19 protein-coding genes are annotated in these 23,146 nt (G+C 33.4%); 14 read left to right on the plus strand and 5 right to left on the minus strand.

Features of this window, described 5'->3' with window-relative positions:
- Nucleotides 1-256: 256 nt before the first annotated feature.
- Nucleotides 257-1,645 (plus strand): phosphoglucosamine mutase, encoded by a 1,389-nt coding sequence (glmM, locus tag ACE3PD_RS09690; protein WP_374401913.1) that lies wholly within the window; start codon nucleotides 257-259, stop codon nucleotides 1,643-1,645.
- A gap of 37 nt (nucleotides 1,646-1,682) precedes the next feature.
- Here the strand turns inward: glmM and ACE3PD_RS09695 are convergent, their stop codons facing one another.
- Entirely contained in the window at nucleotides 1,683-2,123 is a 441-nt protein-coding gene (locus tag ACE3PD_RS09695; protein WP_374401915.1) for a hypothetical protein, read from the minus strand.
- 111 nt (nucleotides 2,124-2,234) lie between these two features.
- Entirely contained in the window at nucleotides 2,235-4,208 is a 1,974-nt protein-coding gene (locus ACE3PD_RS09700) for an endonuclease (protein WP_374401917.1), read from the minus strand.
- 245 nt (nucleotides 4,209-4,453) lie between these two features.
- Here ACE3PD_RS09700 and ACE3PD_RS09705 point away from each other — a divergent pair, with 245 nt between their 5' ends.
- The 11 genes from ACE3PD_RS09705 to ACE3PD_RS09755 all read left to right on the plus strand — a co-directional run bounded on the left by ACE3PD_RS09705 (nucleotide 4,454) and on the right by ACE3PD_RS09755 (nucleotide 18,833).
- Complete coding sequence (locus ACE3PD_RS09705) at nucleotides 4,454-7,204, plus strand: aminopeptidase (protein WP_374401919.1); 2,751 nt, start codon at nucleotides 4,454-4,456, stop codon at nucleotides 7,202-7,204.
- A gap of 183 nt (nucleotides 7,205-7,387) precedes the next feature.
- On the plus strand, nucleotides 7,388-9,790 hold the full coding sequence (locus ACE3PD_RS09710) for a thiamine pyrophosphate-dependent enzyme (protein WP_374401921.1): 2,403 nt from the start codon (nucleotides 7,388-7,390) through the stop codon (nucleotides 9,788-9,790).
- A 206-nt stretch (nucleotides 9,791-9,996) separates the two neighbouring features.
- Nucleotides 9,997-11,397, plus strand: coding sequence for an anthranilate synthase component I family protein (locus ACE3PD_RS09715; RefSeq protein WP_374401922.1), 1,401 nt, complete (start codon nucleotides 9,997-9,999; stop codon nucleotides 11,395-11,397).
- A gap of 152 nt (nucleotides 11,398-11,549) precedes the next feature.
- Nucleotides 11,550-12,113: an aminodeoxychorismate/anthranilate synthase component II gene (locus ACE3PD_RS09720; RefSeq protein ID WP_374401924.1), complete on the plus strand. Its 564-nt coding sequence runs from the start codon at nucleotides 11,550-11,552 to the stop codon at nucleotides 12,111-12,113.
- A 92-nt stretch (nucleotides 12,114-12,205) separates the two neighbouring features.
- Nucleotides 12,206-13,198, plus strand: a complete 993-nt coding sequence (trpD, locus tag ACE3PD_RS09725) for an anthranilate phosphoribosyltransferase (protein WP_374401926.1) — start codon at nucleotides 12,206-12,208, stop codon at nucleotides 13,196-13,198.
- Nucleotides 13,199-13,200: 2 nt separating this feature from the next.
- Nucleotides 13,201-13,986, plus strand: coding sequence for an indole-3-glycerol phosphate synthase TrpC (gene trpC / locus ACE3PD_RS09730; protein ID WP_374401928.1), 786 nt, complete (start codon nucleotides 13,201-13,203; stop codon nucleotides 13,984-13,986).
- Complete coding sequence (locus ACE3PD_RS09735) at nucleotides 13,983-14,618, plus strand: phosphoribosylanthranilate isomerase (RefSeq protein ID WP_374401930.1); 636 nt, start codon at nucleotides 13,983-13,985, stop codon at nucleotides 14,616-14,618. The genes trpC and ACE3PD_RS09735 overlap by 4 nt, the downstream gene beginning before the upstream one ends.
- The gene (gene trpB, locus ACE3PD_RS09740) at nucleotides 14,608-15,789 is read left to right on the plus strand and encodes a tryptophan synthase subunit beta (protein ID WP_374401932.1); all 1,182 of its coding nucleotides are present in this window, start codon (nucleotides 14,608-14,610) and stop codon (nucleotides 15,787-15,789) included. Before ACE3PD_RS09735 ends, trpB begins: the two co-directional genes overlap by 11 nt.
- A 108-nt stretch (nucleotides 15,790-15,897) precedes the next feature.
- Nucleotides 15,898-16,659, plus strand: coding sequence for a tryptophan synthase subunit alpha (trpA, locus tag ACE3PD_RS09745; RefSeq protein ID WP_374401934.1), 762 nt, complete (start codon nucleotides 15,898-15,900; stop codon nucleotides 16,657-16,659).
- An 83-nt stretch (nucleotides 16,660-16,742) separates the two neighbouring features.
- Nucleotides 16,743-17,300: an NfeD family protein gene (locus tag ACE3PD_RS09750; RefSeq protein ID WP_374401937.1), complete on the plus strand. Its 558-nt coding sequence runs from the start codon at nucleotides 16,743-16,745 to the stop codon at nucleotides 17,298-17,300.
- Nucleotides 17,301-17,312: 12 nt separating this feature from the next.
- On the plus strand, nucleotides 17,313-18,833 hold the full coding sequence (locus ACE3PD_RS09755) for a flotillin family protein (protein WP_374401939.1): 1,521 nt from the start codon (nucleotides 17,313-17,315) through the stop codon (nucleotides 18,831-18,833).
- Nucleotides 18,834-18,898: 65 nt separating this feature from the next.
- Here ACE3PD_RS09755 and yaaA read toward each other — a convergent pair whose 3' ends face one another.
- The 3 genes from yaaA to ACE3PD_RS09770 form a co-directional block, all read right to left on the minus strand.
- Nucleotides 18,899-19,657 carry a peroxide stress protein YaaA gene (gene yaaA, locus ACE3PD_RS09760; RefSeq protein WP_374401941.1) on the minus strand — a complete coding sequence of 253 codons (759 nt, stop codon included), beginning with the start codon at nucleotides 19,655-19,657 and terminating at the stop codon, nucleotides 18,899-18,901.
- 139 nt (nucleotides 19,658-19,796) lie between these two features.
- Nucleotides 19,797-20,834, minus strand: a complete 1,038-nt coding sequence (locus ACE3PD_RS09765; RefSeq protein ID WP_374401943.1) for an RluA family pseudouridine synthase — start codon at nucleotides 20,832-20,834, stop codon at nucleotides 19,797-19,799.
- A complete protein-coding gene (locus tag ACE3PD_RS09770) occupies nucleotides 20,821-21,474 on the minus strand; it encodes a PASTA domain-containing protein (protein ID WP_374401945.1) in 654 nt (217 codons plus the stop codon). Before ACE3PD_RS09770 ends, ACE3PD_RS09765 begins: the two co-directional genes overlap by 14 nt.
- A 180-nt stretch (nucleotides 21,475-21,654) precedes the next feature.
- On the opposite strand from ACE3PD_RS09770, the gene ACE3PD_RS09775 reads away from it, so the two are divergent.
- Complete coding sequence (locus ACE3PD_RS09775; RefSeq protein WP_374401947.1) at nucleotides 21,655-22,629, plus strand: D-alanine--D-alanine ligase; 975 nt, start codon at nucleotides 21,655-21,657, stop codon at nucleotides 22,627-22,629.
- Nucleotides 22,630-22,632: 3 nt separating this feature from the next.
- Nucleotides 22,633-23,091, plus strand: a complete 459-nt coding sequence (gene coaD, locus ACE3PD_RS09780; protein ID WP_374401949.1) for a pantetheine-phosphate adenylyltransferase — start codon at nucleotides 22,633-22,635, stop codon at nucleotides 23,089-23,091.
- Nucleotides 23,092-23,146 lie beyond the last annotated feature (55 nt).

A 23,146-nucleotide genomic window follows, 5' to 3' on the forward strand; every position in this document is an offset into this window, starting at 1 on the left:
AATGATAATATTTGCCCAAGTATAGGTTTATTTGTATTTTTGGAACGCCTGAAGAGTGACATGTTTGAAAATTTTTGAAAGTTTTTTCAAAATAAATCATTCTCAGGCACTTTTAAAAATTAAACTTTCGGACGGTAGTGTAAATATATAAAAATCTTTCTAATTTTTGACGAATTCCAATTTCTAACTTTTTATATTTGTGACACAATTCGGTTTACTATTAACCTTTTAAACCTGTAACCTTTTAAACAAAAAAATGACATTAATAAAATCAATATCAGGAATTCGTGGAACCATTGGCGGAAAAGTGGGTGATAATTTAACTCCGGTTGATGCGGTAAAATTTGCTTCTGCTTACGGAACCTTTCTAAAACAGAACATTGCAAAAGATAAATTAAAAGTAGTTATTGGTCGAGATGCTAGAATTTCGGGACCAATGATTCATAATTTGGTGGTGAATACATTAGTTGGATTAGGAATTGATGTTATCGATTTAGGTTTGTCTACTACTCCAACGGTTGAAATTGCAGTTCCTATGGAAAAAGCGGATGGCGGAATTATCTTAACAGCTTCACATAATCCAAAACAATGGAATGCTTTGAAATTATTGAATGCAAAAGGCGAATTTTTAAGTGGTGCCGATGGAGCAAAAATTCTAGAAATTGCCGAAGCCGAAGCCTTTGATTTTGCTGATGTGGATTCATTAGGAGAAGTTACTGAAAATCATGCTTACATGGATATTCACATTGATGAAGTATTAGAATTGCCTTTGGTTGATGCTGAGTTGGTAAAAACTAAGAAATTCAAAGTAGTTGTGGATGGTGTAAATTCTTCTGGTGGAATTATTATCCCAAATTTATTAGAACAAATGGGCGTTGAAGTGGTAAAATTATATTGCGAACCAAACGGCCATTTTCCTCACAACCCAGAACCTTTAAAAGAACATTTGGGTGATATTTGCAAATTAGTTGTAGAAGAAAAAGCTGATTTCGGAATCGTGGTTGACCCAGATGTGGATAGATTAGCTTTCATTTCAAATGATGGTGAAATGTTTGGTGAAGAATATACTTTAGTTGCTGTTGCGGATTATGTTTTATCGAAAACTCCAGGAAATACAGTTTCCAACATGTCGTCTTCTCGTGCTTTACGCGATATTACCGAAAAACACGGCGGAACCTATCAAGCGAGCGCTGTAGGAGAAGTAAATGTGGTAGAATTAATGAAGAAAACCAATGCAATCATTGGTGGTGAAGGAAATGGCGGAATCATTTATCCATCGTCGCATTACGGCAGAGATAGTATTGTTGGAGCAGCTTTATTTTTAACGTATTTAGCGAACCAAGATAAAACAGTTGCAGAAATTAGAGCAAGTTTTCCTCAATATTACATGAGTAAAAACAAAATCGAATTAACTCCTCAAATTGATGTAGACAATGTTTTAGCTACGTTAACCGAAAAATACAAATCGGAAAACATTTCCACTATTGACGGAGTTAAAATTGATTTCCCAACAGAATGGGTGCATTTAAGAAAATCAAATACAGAACCAATTATTAGAATTTACACAGAAGCACCAACACAAACAGAAGCTGATGTTTTAGCAGAACGATTTGTTAAGGAACTGAAAGAAATAGCCGGAATATAAAAACAAAAAGGTCAGATTTTAAATCTGACCTTTTTTATTATTTACCATTTCCTTTTCCATTATTTCCATTCCCATTATTCCCTTTTCCTTTTTTATGGTGATGATGGTGGTGATTATGACCTTTGTGTTTTTTTACTTTATATTTTGTTTTGTGTGAATAATTATAACGTTGAGGTCTGTCGCCATAAAAATCTAATTCTATTTGAGTACTTCTACCTAAATTAATTCCAACAAAAATTGAAGGAACTTTTACACTTACCGACCATTTTCCGTTATTGAAATAAATATAAGTTCCTTTTTGAATGTCATAATACATATTTTGGTCGGGAAAGTAAATATGTCTTGTTTTTGCTCTATACCCATGAGCAGGCGCCCAAGGTGGTGGCCCTTGTGAAAAAACGTCTGTTGGCACAACCAACATAAATACTAAAATTAATACCCCAAAAAGCGTTGCTATTCTGTTTTTACTAGTTTCCATAGTGATTAAATTTAATAGTTACTTTTATTAATAACCCAATAATACTGCCAAAAATTATGTTATTAGGAAATTTTAACTTGTTTTAACATATTTTTAAAAATAAATTTAACGCTATTTTACAATGATTTTTTTAGTTGTGTTTTGAACTCCATTTGTCACTTTAACCAAGTACATTCCGGCATTTAAATCTAACTTGACACGTGTTTCGTTTTCAAAATTTTCTGTCTGAAGTAACTGTCCTGTAATGGTATAAATTTCCACTTTTGAAGTTCCTTCTAAACCAGAAATAATTAAGTATTCAGAGGCTGGATTTGGATAAATTGCTACTCTATTATCAATTGGAGTTTGAGTCGATAAAGTAGAAAACCATGGCTGACCAAAATTAGCTCCAAAAATATAATCAGCTAAACTAGGATAATCTATAAATGGATTACGATTCATTTGCCAAGTGTAGATGTAATTATTACGATTCATTTCAAAATCGTCTCTTGGGTCGGTTGTATTCCAAGTTAGTAAAGTAGCTAAATCACCTAATATTTGGTTTCCTGAAATATCTGATGGATTACCATTAACTAAACTTAATGCGTTATATCTAACAGCCATATAAAACAATGATCTTGCTACATCTCCTTTCCATTTTCCTTGTGTTCCCAATGGTCCATTATAATCTCCTAAACCAAAATCTTTATTACTTTTAATAATATTTTCTTGTCCATCTTCAGCGTGTAAGTGATGTGCATCTGAATGAGCAGATAAAATATCATTTGCATTTGTTGGCAACCAAATATTAATTCCATCTGCAGTAGAGGATGTTCCTCCAGAAAAACCTCCTCTTGCTTGCGCAAAAACATGCTCTCTTACCCATTTTCCTACACCACTACTTCCAACTTGCTGATCTAATTTTGGTTTTGGTGACTCAACATAATACATCCAAACTTGATTACTATTTTCAGGATTTATATCAGCACTTTTGAGTATTTCCCAAATATCACCATAACTATGTGCTCGAACAACCGCTGGATTTGCAATTATATCTTGTAGCGCTTGCTTTAAAGCACTTCCTGATAATCCTTCTAATGAATCATAATATCCTACTGGAATTGTTGGTGTAACTAATCCATAAGTTGGATTTAAAGGGGTTCCATAGGATTGAACAATAAAATCGTTATCGTAAACTCTTACTGTAATATTATTATTATTTGAAACATAACCTAAAGATAATGGTTGAACATTAATTAACATTTCTTCATCTCCCTCATCAAAACTATCGTCTGTTAAAATAATGTTAGTTTGAGCTGAGCTTTGACCTATTGGAATTGTAACAAATAAATTTCCCGAATAATCGCTATTGTTAAAATTACCATTATTAATAGAGAAATTTATATTGAGGTCTGCAGTAGTAACGGGCTGACTTGTCGTAAAAACAATATCAAAGTTGTTTCCTTCATTATAACTTGTTTGAGAAGTTGAAACAGAAACATAATTTAATACTATTCCACTTCCGTCATTATTAACTCCTGGTGTTGGAGCTTTAACCTCATAAGTACCATCATTTTTTCTTTGAATTGATTTTGAAACCGAAGTTGATGTTTCAATATCGGCAGAACTTACTGATAAATTTAAAATCGACATTAAATTTGTTGCCACTGCAGTATTACTATTTGAATAAGCAACCGCATCTACTAAATTTATTAGAGTTGCCAAAGTTCCTGTAGTAGTTGTGTATGGAAAATCAGAACCATTGCCAAGATATAATGCTACTACATCTGGTCCGTTTTGAATTTTATTATTTGGAATATTACCTGCTGGAGAAGGCTCAACCATAACATTTCCAAAATGAATAATTCCGTTTATGTCTGTTACAAAACCATCTAAATCATAGGTGTAATAGCTAGAAGAATTTGATTCATTAAAAAAAACGAGTACATAACCATCCAAAGGAAAATTTGGTGTAGATGATTTTAATTCAATAAATTCCTTAACATCACTTCCAGGATTATCTGCATCTACCTCGTTAATAACAACTTGAGAGTAGTTAAACATTCCTAACATAAGGAATAATAGTGTAAGTAATTTTTGGGGCATAAAAACTAATTTTATCAAAAATACGAATATAAAAATGAAAGCACCATCATTTTTTAACAATACTTATTAATTTTAAGCATTTTTTAAGGCTATTGTACGAGTATTTTTATATTTTGCAGTCGTTAAGCAACTTTTTGCTTTGTTTGCCATCTAACAATAAAACTGATAAATTAATTTTGAAATATATTATTAAAATAATCATTTTCTTATTTCCAATTCTTGTTATCTCTCAACATTCTACTAGAATGATTGTTAGAGTTAATACAGAAGATAAAACGCTATTGATTAAACAGATTTTAACTTTTAACAATACTAGTAACGATACTTTAGACCATATTATTCTTAACGATTGGAATAATGCCTTCTCCTCAAAATCTTCTGCATTAGCAAAAAAATATTCCGATGAATATGTGAGAGCATTTCATTTAGCAACTGAAAAAGAAAGAGGGTTTACAGTAATAAAAACAGTTGTAGATGCTAATTATCAATCTGTAAATTGGAAAAGACCAAATGGGAAAGTTGATTTAATTAAAATAGAACTAAACCAACCTATTTTACCTTGTTCAAAACAAACCTTTACATTGGTTTACACTGTTAAAATTCCAGACTCAAAATTTACCAAATACGGCTACTATAATGATGGACGAATCATATTAAAAAACTGGTACTTAAACCCTTCTCGATTTGAACACAAACAATTCGTGCAGCAGAGCAATGAAAACTTAGACGATATTCCTAATGCTTTTTCCGATTTTAATATAGAATTTGAACTGCCAAATAACTTCAATTTAGCAAGTAATCTATTGGAAACCAATTCCATTGAGCAAGCTGAAACAAAAAAAATTACTTTACAAACTGAAAACAAAAGTGAAGTCGAATTGGTTCTTCAACCTGTTCTTACATATCAAACTTATAGAAATGAAATTATTGAAGTAAGTTGTGGAATTGATGACAAAAGAGTGAGTGACATTGACAAAGCCATTATTTTTGATCGAGTGAGTAGATTCACAGCTTCAAAATTAGGATTACCGATTGCTTCAAAGATTTTAATTTCACAAGAAGATTATGCACGTCAACCATTCTATGGATTAAATCAATTACCAAGTTTTTTGAGTCCGTTTTCTGACAACTTAATGTTTGAATTGAAATTTTTAAAAACCTATTTAAACAATTATTTAAAGGAAAACTTAAACCTAAATCAAAGACGCGATTATTGGATTTATGATGGAATTCAAATATTTCTAATGATGCAATATGCCGATGAATATTTTCCAGACCTTAAAATGACGGGAAATGTGGCAAATTTAAAAATATTAAAACCCTACCATTTTATCAACTTGGATTTTAACCAACAATACAACTACTTGTACATGTTGATGGCGCGAAAAAATTTGGACCAACCTTTAAATGAGCCAAAAAATAAACTGATAAAATTCAATGAACAAATTGCAAGTAAATATCGAGCAGGTTTGAGTCTTAAATATTTAGACAGTTATTTAGGAAATGACATTGTTCATAAAACGATTAAAGAATACATTCAAGAAAACCAATATTTTGGAACAAATTCACGTCAGTTTGAAACCGTTTTACTGAAAAATAGTCCAAAAGATATTAACTGGTTTTTTAGAACCGTTATAGAAACTCGCGATTTGATTGATTATAAGTTTGGAAAAGTAACTAAATCAAAAGATTCGCTATCGGTTAACATCATAAATAAAACGGGAACAAATGTTCCTATTTCTCTTTATCACATGAAGGATAATAAAGTGGTTCATAAGAGTTGGATTACCAATATCACTTCAGATTCCACGATTGTAATTCCGAGATTTGATGCTGACAAACTTACGTTGAACTATTACAACGAAGTACCCGAATACAATCTTAGAAACAACTGGAAATCACTAAAAGGTTTCTTTTTCAATAACAGACCCTTTAAATTTTTATTTTTTAAAGACTTAGAGGAACCTCATTACAACCAACTTTTCTTTGTTCCCGAAGTTGAATTTAATATTTATGACGGAATTGCTCTAGGAATGCGATTCAACAATCGCTCCATTTTAAACAAGCCGTTTACTTTTAGCGCAACTCCAATGTACTCAAGTAATACCGGAACACTCGTTGGAAAATTCTCTGCTGTTGTTGAAGATAATATTAGAGAGAAAGGAAAATTATACAATATTCGATATTTAGTTACTGGAAGCCGTTTTCATTACACCAAAGATGCTTTTTATACCAATTTTGTTCCAATTGTTCAATTTAGATTTAGAGATGAAAATTTAAGAGTCAATAAGAATGAATTCATTCAATTACGACAAGTATATGTAAACCGAGAAAAATCAGAATTTGTAACCGATTCCAATACAGAAAATTACAATGTTTTTAATCTAAAATATGGAAATTACCAATCAGAAGGAACCAAACACTTTTCCATCTTAAATGATCTACAAATATCAAATTCCTTCGGAAAAATAGCAACCGAAGTACATTATCGAAAACTCTTCGAAAACAATCGCCAAATTAGTTTACGATTTTTTGCCGGTGCCTTTATGTTTAGAAGTACGAATTCCGACTTTTTTAGCTTCGGATTAGATAGGCCTAATGATTATATGTTCGATTATAATTTATTAGGAAGAAGCGAAACTATTGGGATTTACAGCCAACAATACGTTTATGCTGAAGGTGGATTCAAGTCTAAATTAGATACAAGATTTGCCAACCAATGGATGACTACCATAAACGGAACTTTCAATATTTGGAATTGGATTCAAATTTATGGCGATGCCGGAATGTTTAAAAATCAATATTCAAGTGCGAAATTTGTTTACGATTCCGGTTTACATTTAAACTTAGTTCCTGATTATTTTGAACTTTTCTTACCCGTCTATTCTTCAAACGGATTTGCACTTGACGATGTTAACTATGGTCAACAAATTCGTTTTGTAGTGACCCTAACTCCTAAAACATTAATTTCACTATTTACCAGAAAATGGTTTTAATAGATTTTTGTCTATATTTTTAATAATTCAATAATTAAAAGTTATTTTTTAATGAATTCATTGCGTTTTTCAAATCAAAATCATTGATAATTTAATAATAATTAAAAAAATATCATCTCTAGTATTGTTTTATAAGTCGTTTTAATTAAATTTGTTGAATTATCAATTTCGTACAAACGGCATATGAAAACAGCAACAACATCGGAAGTAGTTTCTTTTGAAGATTTCAAAAAAGAAGTCCTTAACGATTATAAAATCGCCAGAATCAGTAGAGAATGTAGTCTTCTAGGAAGAAAAGAAGTTTTAACTGGTAAAGCTAAATTTGGAATTTTTGGCGATGGAAAAGAAGTGCCTCAATTGGCATTAGCGAAAGCGTTTCAAAATGGAGATTTTCGTTCAGGATACTACCGCGACCAAACGTTTATGATGGCAATTGGTGCTATGAATATCGAGCAATTCTTCGCTGGATTATATGGTCATACCGATATTAATTTTGATCCAATGAGTGCTGGTCGTCAAATGGGCGGACACTTTGCAACGCATTCATTAGACGAAAACGGAAATTGGAAAAACTTAACCCAACAAAAAAATTCGAGTTCTGATATCTCCCCTACTGCTGGGCAAATGCCGCGTTTGTTAGGATTGGCTCAGGCTTCAAAAATATACAGAAATGTTTCAGGTATCAACCAAACTAACTTCTCAGAAAACGGAAACGAAGTGGCTTGGGGAACTATCGGAAATGCTTCAACTTCAGAAGGTTTATTCTTCGAAACGATTAATGCTGCTGGTGTTTTACAAGTGCCAATGGTAATGAGCGTTTGGGATGACGAATACGGAATTTCAGTTCACGCACGTCATCAAACCACAAAAGAAAACATCTCAGAAATCTTAAAAGGTTTCCAACGCGATGAAGAAAACAACGGTTACGAAATCTTACGTGTTAAAGGTTGGGATTACCCAGCTTTAGTAGAAACGTATCAAAAAGCATCGCAAATTGCTCGTGAAGAACACGTTCCAGTTTTAGTTCACGTTCAAGAATTAACGCAACCGCAAGGGCATTCAACTTCTGGAAGTCATGAGCGTTACAAAAATGCAGAACGTTTAGCTTGGGAAGCAGAATTTGACTGTTTAGCTAAAATGAAAACTTGGTTAATCGATAATAATATTGCTACTTCTGAAGAATTAGATGAGATTGATAGCCAAGCTAAAAAAGACGTTTTAGAAGGTAAAAAAGTAGCTTGGACAAACTTTACTGCTCCAATTAAAGCTGAACAACAAGAATTAGTTGGTTTACTAAACACCATCGCTTCACAAAGTGAAAATAAAGTTTTTATTGAGAAAATCGCTAATGATGTTGCTTCAATAAAAGAACCTATTCGTAAAGATATTTTAGTGGCAGCCCGTAAAGTGTTGCGCATGATTATCAAAGAAAATACACGTGCTACTTTAGCTACTTGGATTGAAAATTATACGGAGAAAATCCAACCAAAATTCAGTTCGCATTTATTTTCGCAATCGGATAAAACGGTTTTAAAAACGAAAGAAGTAGCTCCAACTTACGATGCAACTGCTGAAGATGTAGATGCGCGTTTGGTTTTAAGAGACAACTTCGATGCTATCTTCTCAAAATATCCAGAAACGTTGATTTTTGGTGAAGATTCTGGAAATATTGGTGACGTAAACCAAGGTTTAGAAGGAATGCAAGAAAAATACGGAGAATTACGTGTTGCCGATGTAGGAATTCGTGAAGCTACGATTTTAGGTCAAGGAATCGGAATGGCAATGCGAGGATTACGTCCAATTGCCGAAATTCAATATTTAGATTATTTGTTGTACGCTATTCAAATCATGAGTGATGATTTAGCGACATTACAATACAGAACAGCGGGCCGCCAAAAAGCACCGTTAATCATCAGAACTCGTGGTCACCGTTTAGAAGGTGTTTGGCATTCAGGTTCTCCAATGGGAATGATTATCAATGCGATTAGAGGAATTCACGTTTTAGTTCCAAGAAACATGACCAAAGCAGCTGGTTTTTACAATACTTTATTAGAAACAGACGAACCTGCATTAGTAGTTGAATGTTTGAATGGTTACCGTTTGAAAGAAAAAATGCCAACGAACTTAGGCGAATTCAAAACACCTATTGGAGTGGTTGAAACTATCAAAACAGGAACTGATATTACGTTAGTTTCTTACGGTTCAACATTACGTTTGGTAGAACAAGCAGCAAACGAATTAGAATCAGTTGGAATTAGCGCAGAAATTATTGACATTCAATCGTTATTACCATTCGATATCAATCACGATATTGTGAAATCGGTTGCAAAGACAAATCGCTTGTTAGTAATTGACGAAGACGTTCCTGGTGGAGCAAGTGCATACATTTTACAAGAAATTGTAGAGAATCAAAATGCTTATAAACATTTAGATAGCGCACCTCAAACCTTAACATCAAAAGCACACCGACCAGCTTATGGAACCGATGGTGATTACTTCTCAAAACCTTCTGCAGAAGACATTTTTGAGAAAGTATATGCGATTATGAATGAGGCTAATCCAACAAAATATCCAAGTTTATATTAAAAAATTTGTTTATTCGAAAATTAATTAGAAATATTTGCAACATACAATTAAGAAAATGATTTCAATTTTAAACAATACTTGGTGGTGGTCTAACTTACGTCAAACGTCGTGAGCAAAACCTGCTATAGTATAATTTAAAACCAAATACATAGAAAAGGCTTGTCAATCACGACAAGCCTTTTTTTATTGTCAAAAATCACATAATTATGAAAAAATATAAATTACATACCAATTACAAACAAATTCTTGCCGATACCATTACGCCGGTGAGTGTTTATTTAAAAATTCGCGATAAATTTCCGAATAGCATTTTATTAGAAAGTTCGGATTATCATGCAAATGACAACAGTTTTTCGTACATCTGTTTCAATCCGATTGCTTCCATAAAAGTTGAAAATCAAAAAATTGAAATGAATTTTCCAGATGGGTTTTCAGAAATTATTCCGATTGATGCTGATGTAAACGTAGCGAAAGAAATCGAAAATTTCTCTAATCAATTTGAAACCGAAAAATCAGATTTTAAATTCATAACACAAGGATTATTTGGCTATTTAGCTTACGATGCCATTCAGTATTTTGAGAAAGTTTCGATTGCTAAAAAATCAACAGAAAACGAAATTCCTGAAATTTTTTACGCTGTTTATCAGAATATCATCGCGATCAATCATTTCAAAAACGAAGCGTATTTATTCTGTCATAGTTTCGATGGAAGCAACAATATCGCTGAAATCGAACAATTATTACAAGCGAAAAACTTTGCTTCCTTTTCATTTCAAAAATCAGGAAACGGAACTTCTAACTTAACTGATGACGAATTCAAAAAATACGTTTCGTTAGCAAAAAAACACTGTTTACGAGGCGATGTTTTTCAATTGGTTTTATCTAGAAGATTTTCACAAGGTTTCAAAGGTGATGAGTTCAATGTATATCGTGCTTTACGAAGCATCAATCCTTCACCGTATCTGTTTTATTTCGACTACGGAAATTTCAAAATATTCGGTTCATCACCTGAAGCACAATTAGTAATCAAAAACAATTATGCCGAAATTCATCCTATCGCAGGCACGTTCAAACGCACCGGAAACGACGAACAAGATGCCGAATTAGCCAAAAAATTAGGCGAAGATACCAAAGAAAACAGCGAACATGTCATGTTGGTCGATTTAGCAAGAAACGATTTAAGCCGAAGTTGCCATGATGTGAAAGTAGAAAAATACAAAGAAGTGCAGTTTTTCTCGCACGTGATTCATTTGGTATCAAAAGTATCGGGAAAATTAAAAGAAAATCATACTTTTATGGAGTTAGTTGCGAAGACTTTCCCTGCAGGAACTTTAACCGGAGCACCAAAAGTAAAAGCCATGCAATTGATTGAAAACATCGAAAAAACCAATCGAAGTTTCTACGGTGGAGCCATCGGAGTATTAGATTTTGAAGGCAATTTCAATCACGCGATTATGATTCGTTCCTTTTTGAGTAAAAACCATACGTTACATTTCCAAGCTGGTGCCGGAATTGTAGAAAGTTCATCCGAAGAAAACGAAATGCAAGAGGTGTATAATAAGTTAGGGGCTTTACAAAAAGCTTTAGATTTAGCAGAAAACATATAAACAAGTGCAAGAACAAGTTCAATAACAAATTGTCAAGTCGAGCGAAGTCGAGACTTTTTAGATTTAAATAATTTCTTAAATCTGTGTTCCAAAAAAAAGAACTTGAATTTTGAAATTGAATTTGCCCTTGAAATTGAAAAAAAATTAAAGAAATGAAAATAGCAGTTATAGACAATTACGATAGTTTTACATATAATTTAGTTCACTATTTAGAAGATTTGAACGCTGATGTAACCGTTTTCAGAAACGACGAATTTGAATTGAATGAACTAGAAAAATTTGATAAAATTCTACTTTCGCCAGGACCTGGAATTCCAGATGAAGCAGGTTTATTGAAAGAGGTTATCAAAAAATATGCTTCCAGCAAAAGTATTTTAGGAGTTTGTTTAGGTTTACAAGCTATCGGAGAAGTTTTTGGTGGCACTTTAACCAATTTAGAAAAAGTGTATCACGGTGTGGCAACCAAAGTCACAAAAACGGAAGACGACTTTATTTTCAACGACTTACCAAACGAATTCGAAGTGGGACGCTACCATTCTTGGGTCGTTTCTAATGAAAACCTTCCTGTCGATTTAATCGTAACTTCTACTGATGAAAACGGTCAAATTATGTCAATGAAACACGCTCATTTTGATATTCGTGGTGTTCAATATCACCCTGAAAGTGTCTTAACGCCTTACGGAAAAAAAATCTTAGAAAATTGGCTTAGCCATTAATTAGCAACAACATACACGCTTAATTTCCTACTTCACTAATACAAAATCAATGAAGTACAGCCCAACTTATATCCAATATTAAAATTACTGAAATGAAAAATATATTAAACAGATTAATTCAACACGAAATCCTAACCAAAGAGGAAGCCAAAGATGTTTTGGTCAATATTTCTTCGGGAAGTTACAATCCAAGTCAAATTGCAGCTTTCATGACGGTTTACATGATGCGAAGCATTACCATTGAAGAATTAGCGGGTTTCCGTGAAGCTTTGTTAGAATTGTGTATTCCGGTTGATTTTTCCAATTACAACACGATTGATTTGTGTGGAACGGGTGGCGATGGTAAAGACACTTTCAATATTTCGACTTTAGCTTCTTTTATTGTTGCTGGTGCTGGAATTAAAGTTGCAAAACACGGAAATTATGGCGTTTCTTCGATTTCTGGTTCGAGTAATGTGATGGAAAAAATGGGTGTGAAATTTACTAACGATTCTGATTTCCTAACCAAATCCATCGAAGAAACAAATATTGCTATTTTGCACGCACCACTCTTCCACCCTGCTATGAAAAATGTGGGTCCGATTCGAAAAGAATTAGGCGTGAAAACGTTTTTTAATATGTTGGGACCGATGGTAAATCCATCGTTTCCACAAAATCAAATGGTGGGTGTTTTCAGTTTAGAACTCGCTCGAATGTATGCCTATTTGTATCAAAACACTACTACCAACTACTCCATTTTACATGGTTTAAGTGGCTTTGACGAAGTTTCCTTAACCGATGAAGTAAAAATCATTTCGAATACATCCGAACAAATTTTAAAACCATCCGATTTCAAATTGCCCGAATGTAAACTAGAAACTATCAAAGGCGGAGCGACTGTTGATGAATCAGCTAAAATTTTCTATGATGTCATTTCTGGAAAAGGAACAACAGCTCAAAATAATGTAGTTTGTGCTAATGCAGCCATCGCCATTCAAACGGTTGAAAAATCGAGTTATGATGAAGCATTAACAAAAGCGCAAGAAAGTTTAGCCAGCGGAAAAGCATTGGAAAAATTGAAAAAATTAATCGCAATAAGTAATTAACCATGAACATTTTAGATAAAATCATAACCGACAAAAAAAGAGAAGTCGAATTAAAGAAAAATATTATTCCTGTTTCACAATTAGAAGCTTCTGTTTTATTCAACTCACGAACCTATTCATTAAGTAAACTTTTGAAAAATAGTGTTTCTGGAATTATTGCAGAACATAAACGTCGTTCGCCATCGAAATCGGTTATCAATAATAATCATTCTGTAGAAGATGTGGTTTTGGGTTACCAAAATGCTGGTGTTTGCGGAATTTCAGTTTTGACGGATGCTAAATATTTTGGTGGAAGTTTGGATGATTTATTGCTAGCAAAAGCTTCAGCAAATATTCCATTATTACGAAAAGAATTCATTGTAGATGAATATCAAATTTTAGAAGCCAAAGCTTACGGAGCTGATGTAATCCTATTAATTGCAGCGGTTTTAACTCGAAAAGAAATCAAACAACTTTCTGAATTTGCTCAAAGTCTAGGATTAGAAGTTTTATTGGAAGTTCACAATTTGGAAGAATTGGAAAAATCGATTATGCCAAGTTTGGATATGATTGGCGTAAACAATCGCAATTTAAAAACTTTTGAAGTGAGTTTGAATTACAGCAAAGAATTAGCTACTAAAATTCCAGATGAATTTGTAAAAGTTTCAGAAAGTGGGATTAGTTCAGTTGATACAGTTAAAGAATTACAACAATTTGGCTATCAAGGTTTTTTAATGGGAGAACATTTCATGAAAACCGAAAATCCAGGATTGGAAGCTCAAAAACTCATTCAAAAATTAATGTCATGAAGAATGTGAAACTAAAAATTTGCGGCATGAAAGAAACCGAAAACATCACGGAAATTTCGGCTTTACAACCTAATTATCTTGGTTTTATCTTTTGGGAAAAATCAAAACGAAATATGACTTTAGATGCTATTCCTGAACTTCCAGAAACCATAAAAAAAGTAGGTGTTTTTGTAGATGCGTCCATACAAGAAATTGCTGCAAAAATTAATCAATATCAATTAGACGTCATTCAATTACATGGAAATGAATCGGTTATTTTTTGTAGAAACGTAAAAAAACTTGGTGTTGAAGTCATCAAAGTTTTTTCTATGAATTCAAATTTCAATTTTTCTTTGGTTAAGGAATATGTATTAGCTGTCGATTATTTTCTTTTTGATACCAAAGGAAAACTGCCTGGCGGAAACGGAGTTACTTTCGATTGGAAAATATTGGAAAACTACCACTGCGATACTCCTTACTTTTTAAGCGGTGGAATTGGAACTACAGAAATTGACGGATTAAAAGAATTTCTAAAATCACCCGCTGCAAAAAAATGCTACGCAATTGATGTTAACAGTCGTTTTGAGAAAAAACCTGGAATTAAAAATATAATCAAATTACAAAAATTTAAAAAATTGCTATATGAAATATAATGTTGACGAAAATGGATTTTACGGCCAATTTGGAGGCGCTTTTATTCCTGAAATGTTGTATCCGAATGTTGAAGAACTGAAAGAAAACTACATAAAAATCATGGCCGAACCTTCTTTTCAAGAAGAGTTTAACGACTTGTTACAACAATTTGTAGGTCGGCCAACGCCTTTGTATTTTGCCAAACGTTTATCCGAAAAATACAATACCAAAATCTACTTAAAGCGAGAAGATTTATGTCACACCGGAGCACACAAAATCAACAACACTATCGGTCAAATTTTAGTAGCCAAACGTTTAGGTAAAACCCGAATCATTGCCGAAACTGGCGCTGGTCAACATGGCGTAGCGACAGCAACCGTTTGTGCGCTAATGGGATTAGAATGCATTGTGTATATGGGCGAAGTAGACATCAAAAGACAAGCACCAAACGTAGCTCGTATGAAAATGCTAGGCGCTGAAGTTCGTGCTGCAACTTCGGGGTCAAAAACCTTGAAAGATGCTACAAATGAAGCGATTCGGGATTGGATTAACAATCCGATTGATACGTTTTATATTATTGGTTCGGTGGTTGGACCTCATCCTTATCCTGATATGGTAGCGCGATTTCAAAGTGTGATTTCTAAAGAAATTAAATCCCAACTATTAGTTCAGGAAGGCAAAGAAAATCCAGATTATGTAATTGCTTGTGTGGGTGGCGGAAGTAATGCTGCTGGTGCTTTTTACGAATTTTTAGATGACGAAGCGGTGAAATTAATAGCTGTGGAAGCGGCTGGACATGGCGTTGATTCAGGGGAAAGTGCTGCGACATCAGTTTTAGGAAAAATTGGAATTATCCACGGAAGTAAAACCTTGTTAATGCAAACCGAAGATGGACAAATCACAGAGCCCTACTCTATTTCCGCTGGATTGGATTACCCTGGGGTTGGACCACTTCATGCCCATTTACACGATACCAAAAGAGCAGAATTTATCGCTATAACTGATTCCGAAGCCATGCAATCTGGATTAGAAGTATCAAAAACGGAAGGAATTATTCCAGCAATTGAAACCGCTCATGCTTTTTCAGTTTTGGATAAAAAACAATTCCAACCAAATGATATTGTGATTATTAACCTATCAGGAAGAGGAGATAAAGATTTGAATACTTATATTGATTATTTTAAAATTTAACCACAAAGACACAAAGAAGGCACAAAGTTCACAAAAAATTAAACATAGAGTTATTAAAAAAAACTTCGTGACTTAGCGCCTTCGCGGCAAAACTTAGTATCTTATAATATGGACAGAATCAACCAAAAATTACAAGAAAATAAAAAACTGCTTTCCATTTATTTCACAGCAGGATTTCCAAAACTAAATGACACCATTTCCATTATTCAGGAATTGGAAAAAAACGGTGTAGATATGATTGAAATTGGGTTACCTTTTTCCGATCCGTTAGCCGATGGACCAACCATCCAAGAAAGTTCTACAATTGCTATCGAAAACGGAATGACGACTTCGCTCCTATTTGAGCAATTGAAAGACATCAGAAAATCGGTTCAAATACCTTTAATTATTATGGGTTATTTTAATCCGATGATGCAATTCGGAATAGAGAAATTTTGTCAAAAATGTGCGGAAGTTGGGATTGATGGTTTAATCATTCCTGATTTACCACTATTTGTTTACGAAACCGAATACAAATCGATTTTCGAAAAATACCATTTGAAAAACATCTTTTTGATTTCGCCACAAACTTCGGAAGAACGAATCCAACAAATCGATGCGATTTCCGATAGTTTTATTTACATGGTGAGTTCGGCTGCCGTTACAGGAAGTCAATCTGGTTTTGGTTCTGAACAAATGGATTACTTCAAACGAATATCAGATTTAAAACTGAAAAATCCCCAAATTGTTGGTTTTGGAATTAAAGATGAAGAAACATTTCAACAAGCAACTAAACATCAAAAAGGAGCGATTATTGGAAGTGCATTTATCAACTTTTTGAAAGACAATCCGATTTCAGATATTTCTAAATTTATCAATAAAATCAAATAAAATTAAGAAAGTTCATAGTAATTTTTTGTAAATTGCAACTTTTTGTAAAAGTAATCGTATAATTACAAAACCAACTGACAACTATGAACTTTCTTGAACATTACGAGCCACTACTCAAGGCTTTTTGGTACATTGCGTTACCGGTAAGTATCTTTTTTCTATTACAAACCATTTCCACTTTCATTGGATTGAGCGGTTCTGAAACCGATGCCGATACTGATGGAGGGGATGGCGACATGCCATTTGAATTGTTTACCCTTCGCAACTTAATCAACTTTTTATTGGGATTTAGTTGGACTGGAATTTCGTTTTATCAATCAATCGAAAACAAAACGATTCTAATTGGAATTTCGGTTTTAGTCGGAATTCTTTTTGTGGCTGTTTTCTTTTTATTAATCAAACAAATTTTAAAACTTTCGGAAGACAATAGCTTCAAAATTGAAAATACTATTAATAAAACAGCTGAAGTATATCTTACAATTCCCGAAGCAAAATCAGGGAAAGGAAAAATTCAAATCAGTGTAAATGGTTCGTTTCATGAGTTGGATGCCATCACTAATTCATCCGAAAAATTAACTTCAGGAAGCGCTGTAAAAGTAGTAGCTGTGGAGCACAATTTAGTTATCGTAGAAAAAATCTAATCCTTTATTTATATGACACAAATTATCATTATTGTTGTAGCCGCTTTTGTGCTATTCGTTACTTTCGTGACCTTAATTTCACGATACAAAAGATGTCCTTCTGACAAAATTTTAGTTATTTATGGAAAAACTGGCGGCACTTCGGCTAAGTGTGTTCATGGTGGTGGTGCTTTTATTTGGCCTGTAATTCAGGATTATTCATTTTTAGATTTAAAACCAATTTCTATTGAAGCGAATTTAACTAATGCGCTTTCTCGTCAAAATATTCGTGTAGATGTTCCGTGTCGATTTACTATTGCGATTTCAACTGAAACAGATAGTATGAATACAGCTGCTGAACGTTTATTAGGTTTGGCGCCAGAACAAATTCAGGAATTGGCAAAAGATATTTTATTTGGACAATTACGTTTGGTTATCGCAACAATGACGATTGAGGAAATCAATTCGGATAGAGATAAATTCTTAGATAACATTTCGAAAAACGTAGATTCTGAATTAAAGAAAATTGGTTTAAAATTAATTAACGTTAACGTTACCGATATTAAAGATGAATCAGGTTACATTGAAGCTTTAGGAAAAGAAGCTGCTGCAAAAGCGATAAACGAAGCAAAAATTTCGGTTGCGGAACAAGAGAAAATCGGGGAAACTGGAAAAGCAGTTGCTGATAGAGAAAAAGACGTTCAAATTGCAGAAACTCACAGAGATCGTGATGTTAAAATTGCGGTTACCAATAAAGATAGAGAAGTAAGTATTGCTGCTGCTTTTAGAGATGAAAGCATCGGAAAAGCGGAAGCACAAAGAGATACTCGTGTAGCAACTTCAGAAGCAAATGCAATTGCTATTCAAGGAGAAAATGAGGCAAAAATCGCTATTGCACAATCAGAAGCAGCAAGACGTGAAAAAGAAGCAGAAGCATTACGTATTGCATTAGCATCTGAAAAAGTACAACAAGCAAAAGCATTAGAAGAAGCGTATCAAGCAGAACAAAAAGCAGAAGCTGCGCGTGCTGAAAGAGAACGTTCAACACAAAATGCGAATATTGTAATTCCGGCAGAAATTGCAAAACAAAAAGCCGTTATCGATGCACAAGCTGAAGCAGAGAGAATTAGAGTGCAAGCAAAAGGAGAAGCTGATGCGATTTTTGCAAAAATGGAAGCAGAGGCAAAAGGTTTGTATGAAATCTTAACGAAACAAGCAGAAGGTTACCGTGAAGTAGTTGGAGCTGCTGGTGGTGATCCAACAAAAGCATTCCAATTGTTATTAATCGAGAAATTACCAGAATTAGTTAAAACTCAGGTGGAAGCCGTTAAAAACATCAAAATTGATAAAATCACCGTTTGGGATTCAGGAAATAATACAGATGGTAATGGTTCGACTGCGAATTTCGTTTCTGGAATGATGAAAACCGTTCCTCCATTAAATGATTTATTCAATATGGCTGGTTTGAATTTACCAACGTATTTAAAAGGTGAAGATATGCCGAAAGACGCTTCAAGTTCTACAGAAGTTACACCAACTGAAGAAGTGAAGTAATTTTATTGAATTTTAAAATAGAAATCCCAAATTTGTAGAGAATTTGGGATTTTTTATTTTAAAATTTATCTTGTAAAAACCAAGGTATTTCCTTTACTTAAATTAGCATCAAAAGCGTAACCTTCGTAATTAAAACCTTTTAAATCTTCAATGGTTTCGGCGTTTGTATCAATAATGTAACGTACCATCATTCCTCTTGCTTTTTTGGCGAAGAAACTAATCATTTTCAGTTTTCCGTCTTTGTAATCTTTGAATTCTGGCGTAATCACTGGAACTTTTAAAGCCTTGGTGTCAACTGCACTAAAATATTCATTACTAGCTAAATTTAGAAACAATTCATCTTTAGTAAGTTCTTTATTTAAGGTATCCGTTATGGTTTTCTTCCAGAATTCGTAAAGGTTTTTCTTGGTTCCAATAGCAATAGAAGTTCCCATTTCTAAACGATACGGTTGCATTAAATCTAATGGTTTTAGAAGTCCGTACAAACCTGAAAGAATGCGTAACTTTTCTTGTAATACATCAACTTTTTCTGTTGGTAACGAATACACGTCTAATCCGGTATACACATCACCATCAAAAGCATAAACTGCTGGACGTGCATTTTCAGGAAAAAAAGGAACACTCCATTCTTGATTGCGTTGCCAATTTAATTCAGCCAACTTCTCAGAAATATCCATAAGCTCCATTAATTGCTTCGGTTTTTTCTTTTTTAACGTTTTTTGAATGGTTTCCGATTTCGACAAAAAAGCAGGTTCTGTGTAATTTGAAATTGGTAACGGACTCTCGTAATTCAAAGATTTAGCTGGTGATATAACAATTTTCATAGTTTCTTATTTCTGTTTCTCAAAAGTACGAAAATATACAAATGTTGGTTTATTAGTGTTATAAGATTTAATTATAGTACCATAAAAAAACCTCCAACTATCTTTTGATTTGGAGGTTCTAATTTTTAAATATTTTCTTTTATTCTTCTGTAAATGTTTGCGCTTTTGAATAAACCCTCCATTTATCAATGCATTCCTGTAAATCTTGTGGAATTGGAGAATCAAAACGTAAAAATTCTTTTGTGATGGGATGTTCAAATCCTAATGTTTTGGCATGAAGTGCTTGTCTAGGTAACACTTTGAAACAATTCTCAACAAACTGCTTGTATTTTGTAAACGTCGTTCCTTTTAATATGGAATCACCTCCATAACGTTCATCATTAAAAAGTGTGTGACCAATGTGTTTCATGTGCACACGAATTTGATGTGTTCTACCTGTTTTTAATTGACAAGAAACTAAAGTGACATAACCAAATCGTTCTAAAACTCTATAATGAGTTACCGCAGGTTTTCCTTTTTCTTCATCAGAATGAACCGCCATTTGCATGCGATTCGTGTCATGACGACCGATATTTCCTTCCACAGTTCCCTCATCCTCTTCAATATTCCCCCAAACCAAAGCAATATATTCTCTTTCAGAAGTTTTCTCCGCAAATTGTTTGGTCAGATACGCCATGGCAAAATCCGTTTTAGCCACCACTAATAATCCTGAAGTATCTTTATCAATTCGATGCACTAGACCTGGTCTTTCCGAACTATTCATAGGTAAATTCTCAAAATGATATGCTAATGCGTTCACCAAAGTTCCCGAATAATTTCCGTGTCCTGGATGCACTACCATTCCAGCTGGTTTGTTAATCACCAACAATTGGTCGTCTTCATATACAATATCTAACGGAATATTTTCGGGTGTTAGTAATTGCTCGTAAGTTGGATGAGCTAAAACTAAACGTACAACATCACCTGCTTTTACTTTGTAATTAGACTTCACCGGAACATCATTCACTAAAATAGAACCGTTTTCTGCTGCTTGTTGTATTTTATTTCGAGTAGTATTTTCAATCATATTCATCAAAAATTTATCCACACGCAAGGCTGATTGCCCTTTGCTTGCTTCAAAACGATGATGTTCGTATAACTCGTCTTCGAGTTCAGTTCCTACATTATAATCCGCCATCTTCTTCTTTAAATTCTTCTGGTTGTGCTTCTTCTGTTGGTGGTAATGTATCGGCTGGTTCTTCTGAACTAAAAGTTTCTTCGTTAAACACTTCTTTTCCATCGCCTAATACAAAATCCAATGTTGAATTTTTCTTCACCTTATCTCCTGCTCTTAAACGCCTTCCATCTTGAAAAATTTGCAATACAATATCCTTAGCAATGTGCGGTTTATAAGTGATTTTTCCCTCTTTTAAAGTCAGGGATTTTATTGTAGCCGAAATTTGTCGAAACGTTTTATCTTTAAATTCAGGAATTGTGATATCGGTAAATTCACCAGCATTTAATTTTACATAGACTTTACGACCATCTTTAACCAAACTTCCTGCTTTTGGATCTTGTTCTAAAATCGTAAAAGGTGGAAAATCTGCATTAAATTCAACGGTATCTAATAAGAAGACTTCTAAATCTAATTCGTTTAGTTTTTCTTCAGCGATTTCCAACTTCATTTTAGATAAATCGGGCACTTTAATTTCCTGACCATGATTGGTTCTAAAATCTAAAAACTGAATTACTAAAAATGTGAAAACTACCACAATTGTAGCCGCTAAAAAAACTTGAGTAAAAAATGTTTTACTAGTTAAATATTTAAATAAACTCATACAAAATGATATTTTGACAAAGATATAAAAATCAAAAAGAATTTACGAAGCAATTCATTTTGATTTCTACACCTTTTTAAAACGAATGAATTGCAAAAATATTTCTTTGGCAATCGAATAAAAGAACGTAAAATCTCAATAAATAATGTAATTTTGTGTATCACTTTTAGAATTTCAAAAATGAAAAACGTTGCCATTATCATGGGAGGCTACTCTAGCGAGTACAAAATTTCGTTAACTAGCGGAAATGTTGTGTTTAATAATATTAATCGTGCTAAATTTAATCCGTATCGTATTCATATTTTTAAAGAAAAATGGGTGTATGTGGACGAAAATGATGCCGAATTCCCAATTGATAAAAACGATTTTTCAGTAACCGTAAATGGAACGAAAATCAATTTTGATGTGGTTTTTAATGCAATTCACGGAACGCCAGGTGAAGATGGTTTGATGCAAGCTTATTTTGAATTAATCAATATGCCTCAAACATCTTGCGATTATTACCAAGCAGCATTAACGTTCAATAAACGTGATATGTTGTCTGTTTTAAAGCCTTACGGAATCAAAACGGCGGAATCGTATTATTTGAATTTAGGTGATGAAATCAATATTGATACAATTTTAGCGAAAGTAGGCTTACCTTGTTTCGTAAAACCAAATAAATCAGGCTCAAGTTTCGGAATTTCGAAAGTAAAAACTAAAGAAGAATTTCTTCCAGCTATTGAAAACGCTTATAAAGAAGACGATGAAATCATTATTGAAAGCTTCCTTGACGGAACAGAAGTTTCTGTTGGTGTAATTAATTATAAAGGAACGGTTACGGTTTTACCAATTACCGAAATCGTATCCGAAAACGACTTTTTTGATTACGAAGCGAAATATTTAGGCAAATCAAAAGAAATTACGCCTGCTAGAATTTCCGATGAATTGAAAGTAAAAATCGAAACGGTTGCCAAAAGAGCTTACGAAGTATTAAAGATGAAAGGTTTTTCGAGAAGTGAATTCATTATCGTAAATAATGAACCTCACATGTTAGAAATGAATACAATTCCAGGTTTAACTACAGAAAGTATTTTACCACAACAAGCTCGCGAAGCAGGAATTTCATTACCAGAATTGTTTGAAAACGCTATTGAATTGGCTTTAAATAAGTAAATTATGAAAAAAGCAATATTTCCAGGTTCGTTTGACCCAATTACTAACGGACATTTCGATATTATCAAAAGAGGCGTTTCTTTATTTGATGAAGTAATTGTGGCGATTGGTGTTAATGCTGAAAAAAAATATATGTTTTCCTTAGAAGACAGAAAACGTTTCATAGAAGAAGCTTTCAAAGACGAACCAAAAGTTAAAGTCATCACCTACTCTGGTTTAACGATTGATTTGTGCAAAAAAGAAAAAGCAGAATTCATCTTACGTGGACTAAGAAATCCAGCCGACTTTGAGTTTGAAAAAGCCATTGCTCACACCAACCGTGTCATGTCGAAAATAGAAACGGTTTTCTTGTTGACAGCCGCTCGAACTTCATTTATTTCTTCAAGTATTGTTCGTGATGTGTTGAGAAATGGTGGAGATATTTCACAATTAGTTCCTGAATCTGTTTTAGATAAGAAATAGTTCTAACACGAATTTCACGAATTGACACAAATAGATTAGTGTAAATTCGTTAAAT

The organism is Flavobacterium sp. (assembly GCF_041911335.1).
In the GTDB taxonomy this organism is placed as follows: Bacteria; Bacteroidota; Bacteroidia; order Flavobacteriales; family Flavobacteriaceae; genus Flavobacterium.

Excerpts from the sequence above, each read along its gene's own strand:
- trpB (WP_374401932.1), top strand. The coding sequence starts at position 14,608 with ATGAAATATAATGTTGACGAAAATGGATTTTACGGCCAATTTGGAGGC.
- glmM (WP_374401913.1), top strand. The coding sequence starts at position 257 with ATGACATTAATAAAATCAATATCAGGAATTCGTGGAACCATTGGCGGA.
- ACE3PD_RS09735 (WP_374401930.1), top strand. The coding sequence starts at position 13,983 with ATGAAGAATGTGAAACTAAAAATTTGCGGCATGAAAGAAACCGAAAAC.
- ACE3PD_RS09765 (WP_374401943.1), bottom strand. The coding sequence starts at position 20,834 with ATGGCGGATTATAATGTAGGAACTGAACTCGAAGACGAGTTATACGAA.
- ACE3PD_RS09710 (WP_374401921.1), top strand. The coding sequence starts at position 7,388 with ATGAAAACAGCAACAACATCGGAAGTAGTTTCTTTTGAAGATTTCAAA.
- ACE3PD_RS09755 (WP_374401939.1), top strand. The coding sequence starts at position 17,313 with ATGACACAAATTATCATTATTGTTGTAGCCGCTTTTGTGCTATTCGTT.
- yaaA (WP_374401941.1), bottom strand. The coding sequence starts at position 19,657 with ATGAAAATTGTTATATCACCAGCTAAATCTTTGAATTACGAGAGTCCG.
- ACE3PD_RS09715 (WP_374401922.1), top strand. The coding sequence starts at position 9,997 with ATGAAAAAATATAAATTACATACCAATTACAAACAAATTCTTGCCGAT.
- trpD (WP_374401926.1), top strand. The coding sequence starts at position 12,206 with ATGAAAAATATATTAAACAGATTAATTCAACACGAAATCCTAACCAAA.
- ACE3PD_RS09720 (WP_374401924.1), top strand. The coding sequence starts at position 11,550 with ATGAAAATAGCAGTTATAGACAATTACGATAGTTTTACATATAATTTA.
- trpC (WP_374401928.1), top strand. The coding sequence starts at position 13,201 with ATGAACATTTTAGATAAAATCATAACCGACAAAAAAAGAGAAGTCGAA.
- ACE3PD_RS09770 (WP_374401945.1), bottom strand. The coding sequence starts at position 21,474 with ATGAGTTTATTTAAATATTTAACTAGTAAAACATTTTTTACTCAAGTT.
- coaD (WP_374401949.1), top strand. The coding sequence starts at position 22,633 with ATGAAAAAAGCAATATTTCCAGGTTCGTTTGACCCAATTACTAACGGA.
- trpA (WP_374401934.1), top strand. The coding sequence starts at position 15,898 with ATGGACAGAATCAACCAAAAATTACAAGAAAATAAAAAACTGCTTTCC.
- ACE3PD_RS09700 (WP_374401917.1), bottom strand. The coding sequence starts at position 4,208 with ATGCCCCAAAAATTACTTACACTATTATTCCTTATGTTAGGAATGTTT.
- ACE3PD_RS09705 (WP_374401919.1), top strand. The coding sequence starts at position 4,454 with ATGATTGTTAGAGTTAATACAGAAGATAAAACGCTATTGATTAAACAG.
- ACE3PD_RS09750 (WP_374401937.1), top strand. The coding sequence starts at position 16,743 with ATGAACTTTCTTGAACATTACGAGCCACTACTCAAGGCTTTTTGGTAC.
- ACE3PD_RS09775 (WP_374401947.1), top strand. The coding sequence starts at position 21,655 with ATGAAAAACGTTGCCATTATCATGGGAGGCTACTCTAGCGAGTACAAA.
- ACE3PD_RS09695 (WP_374401915.1), bottom strand. The coding sequence starts at position 2,123 with ATGGAAACTAGTAAAAACAGAATAGCAACGCTTTTTGGGGTATTAATT.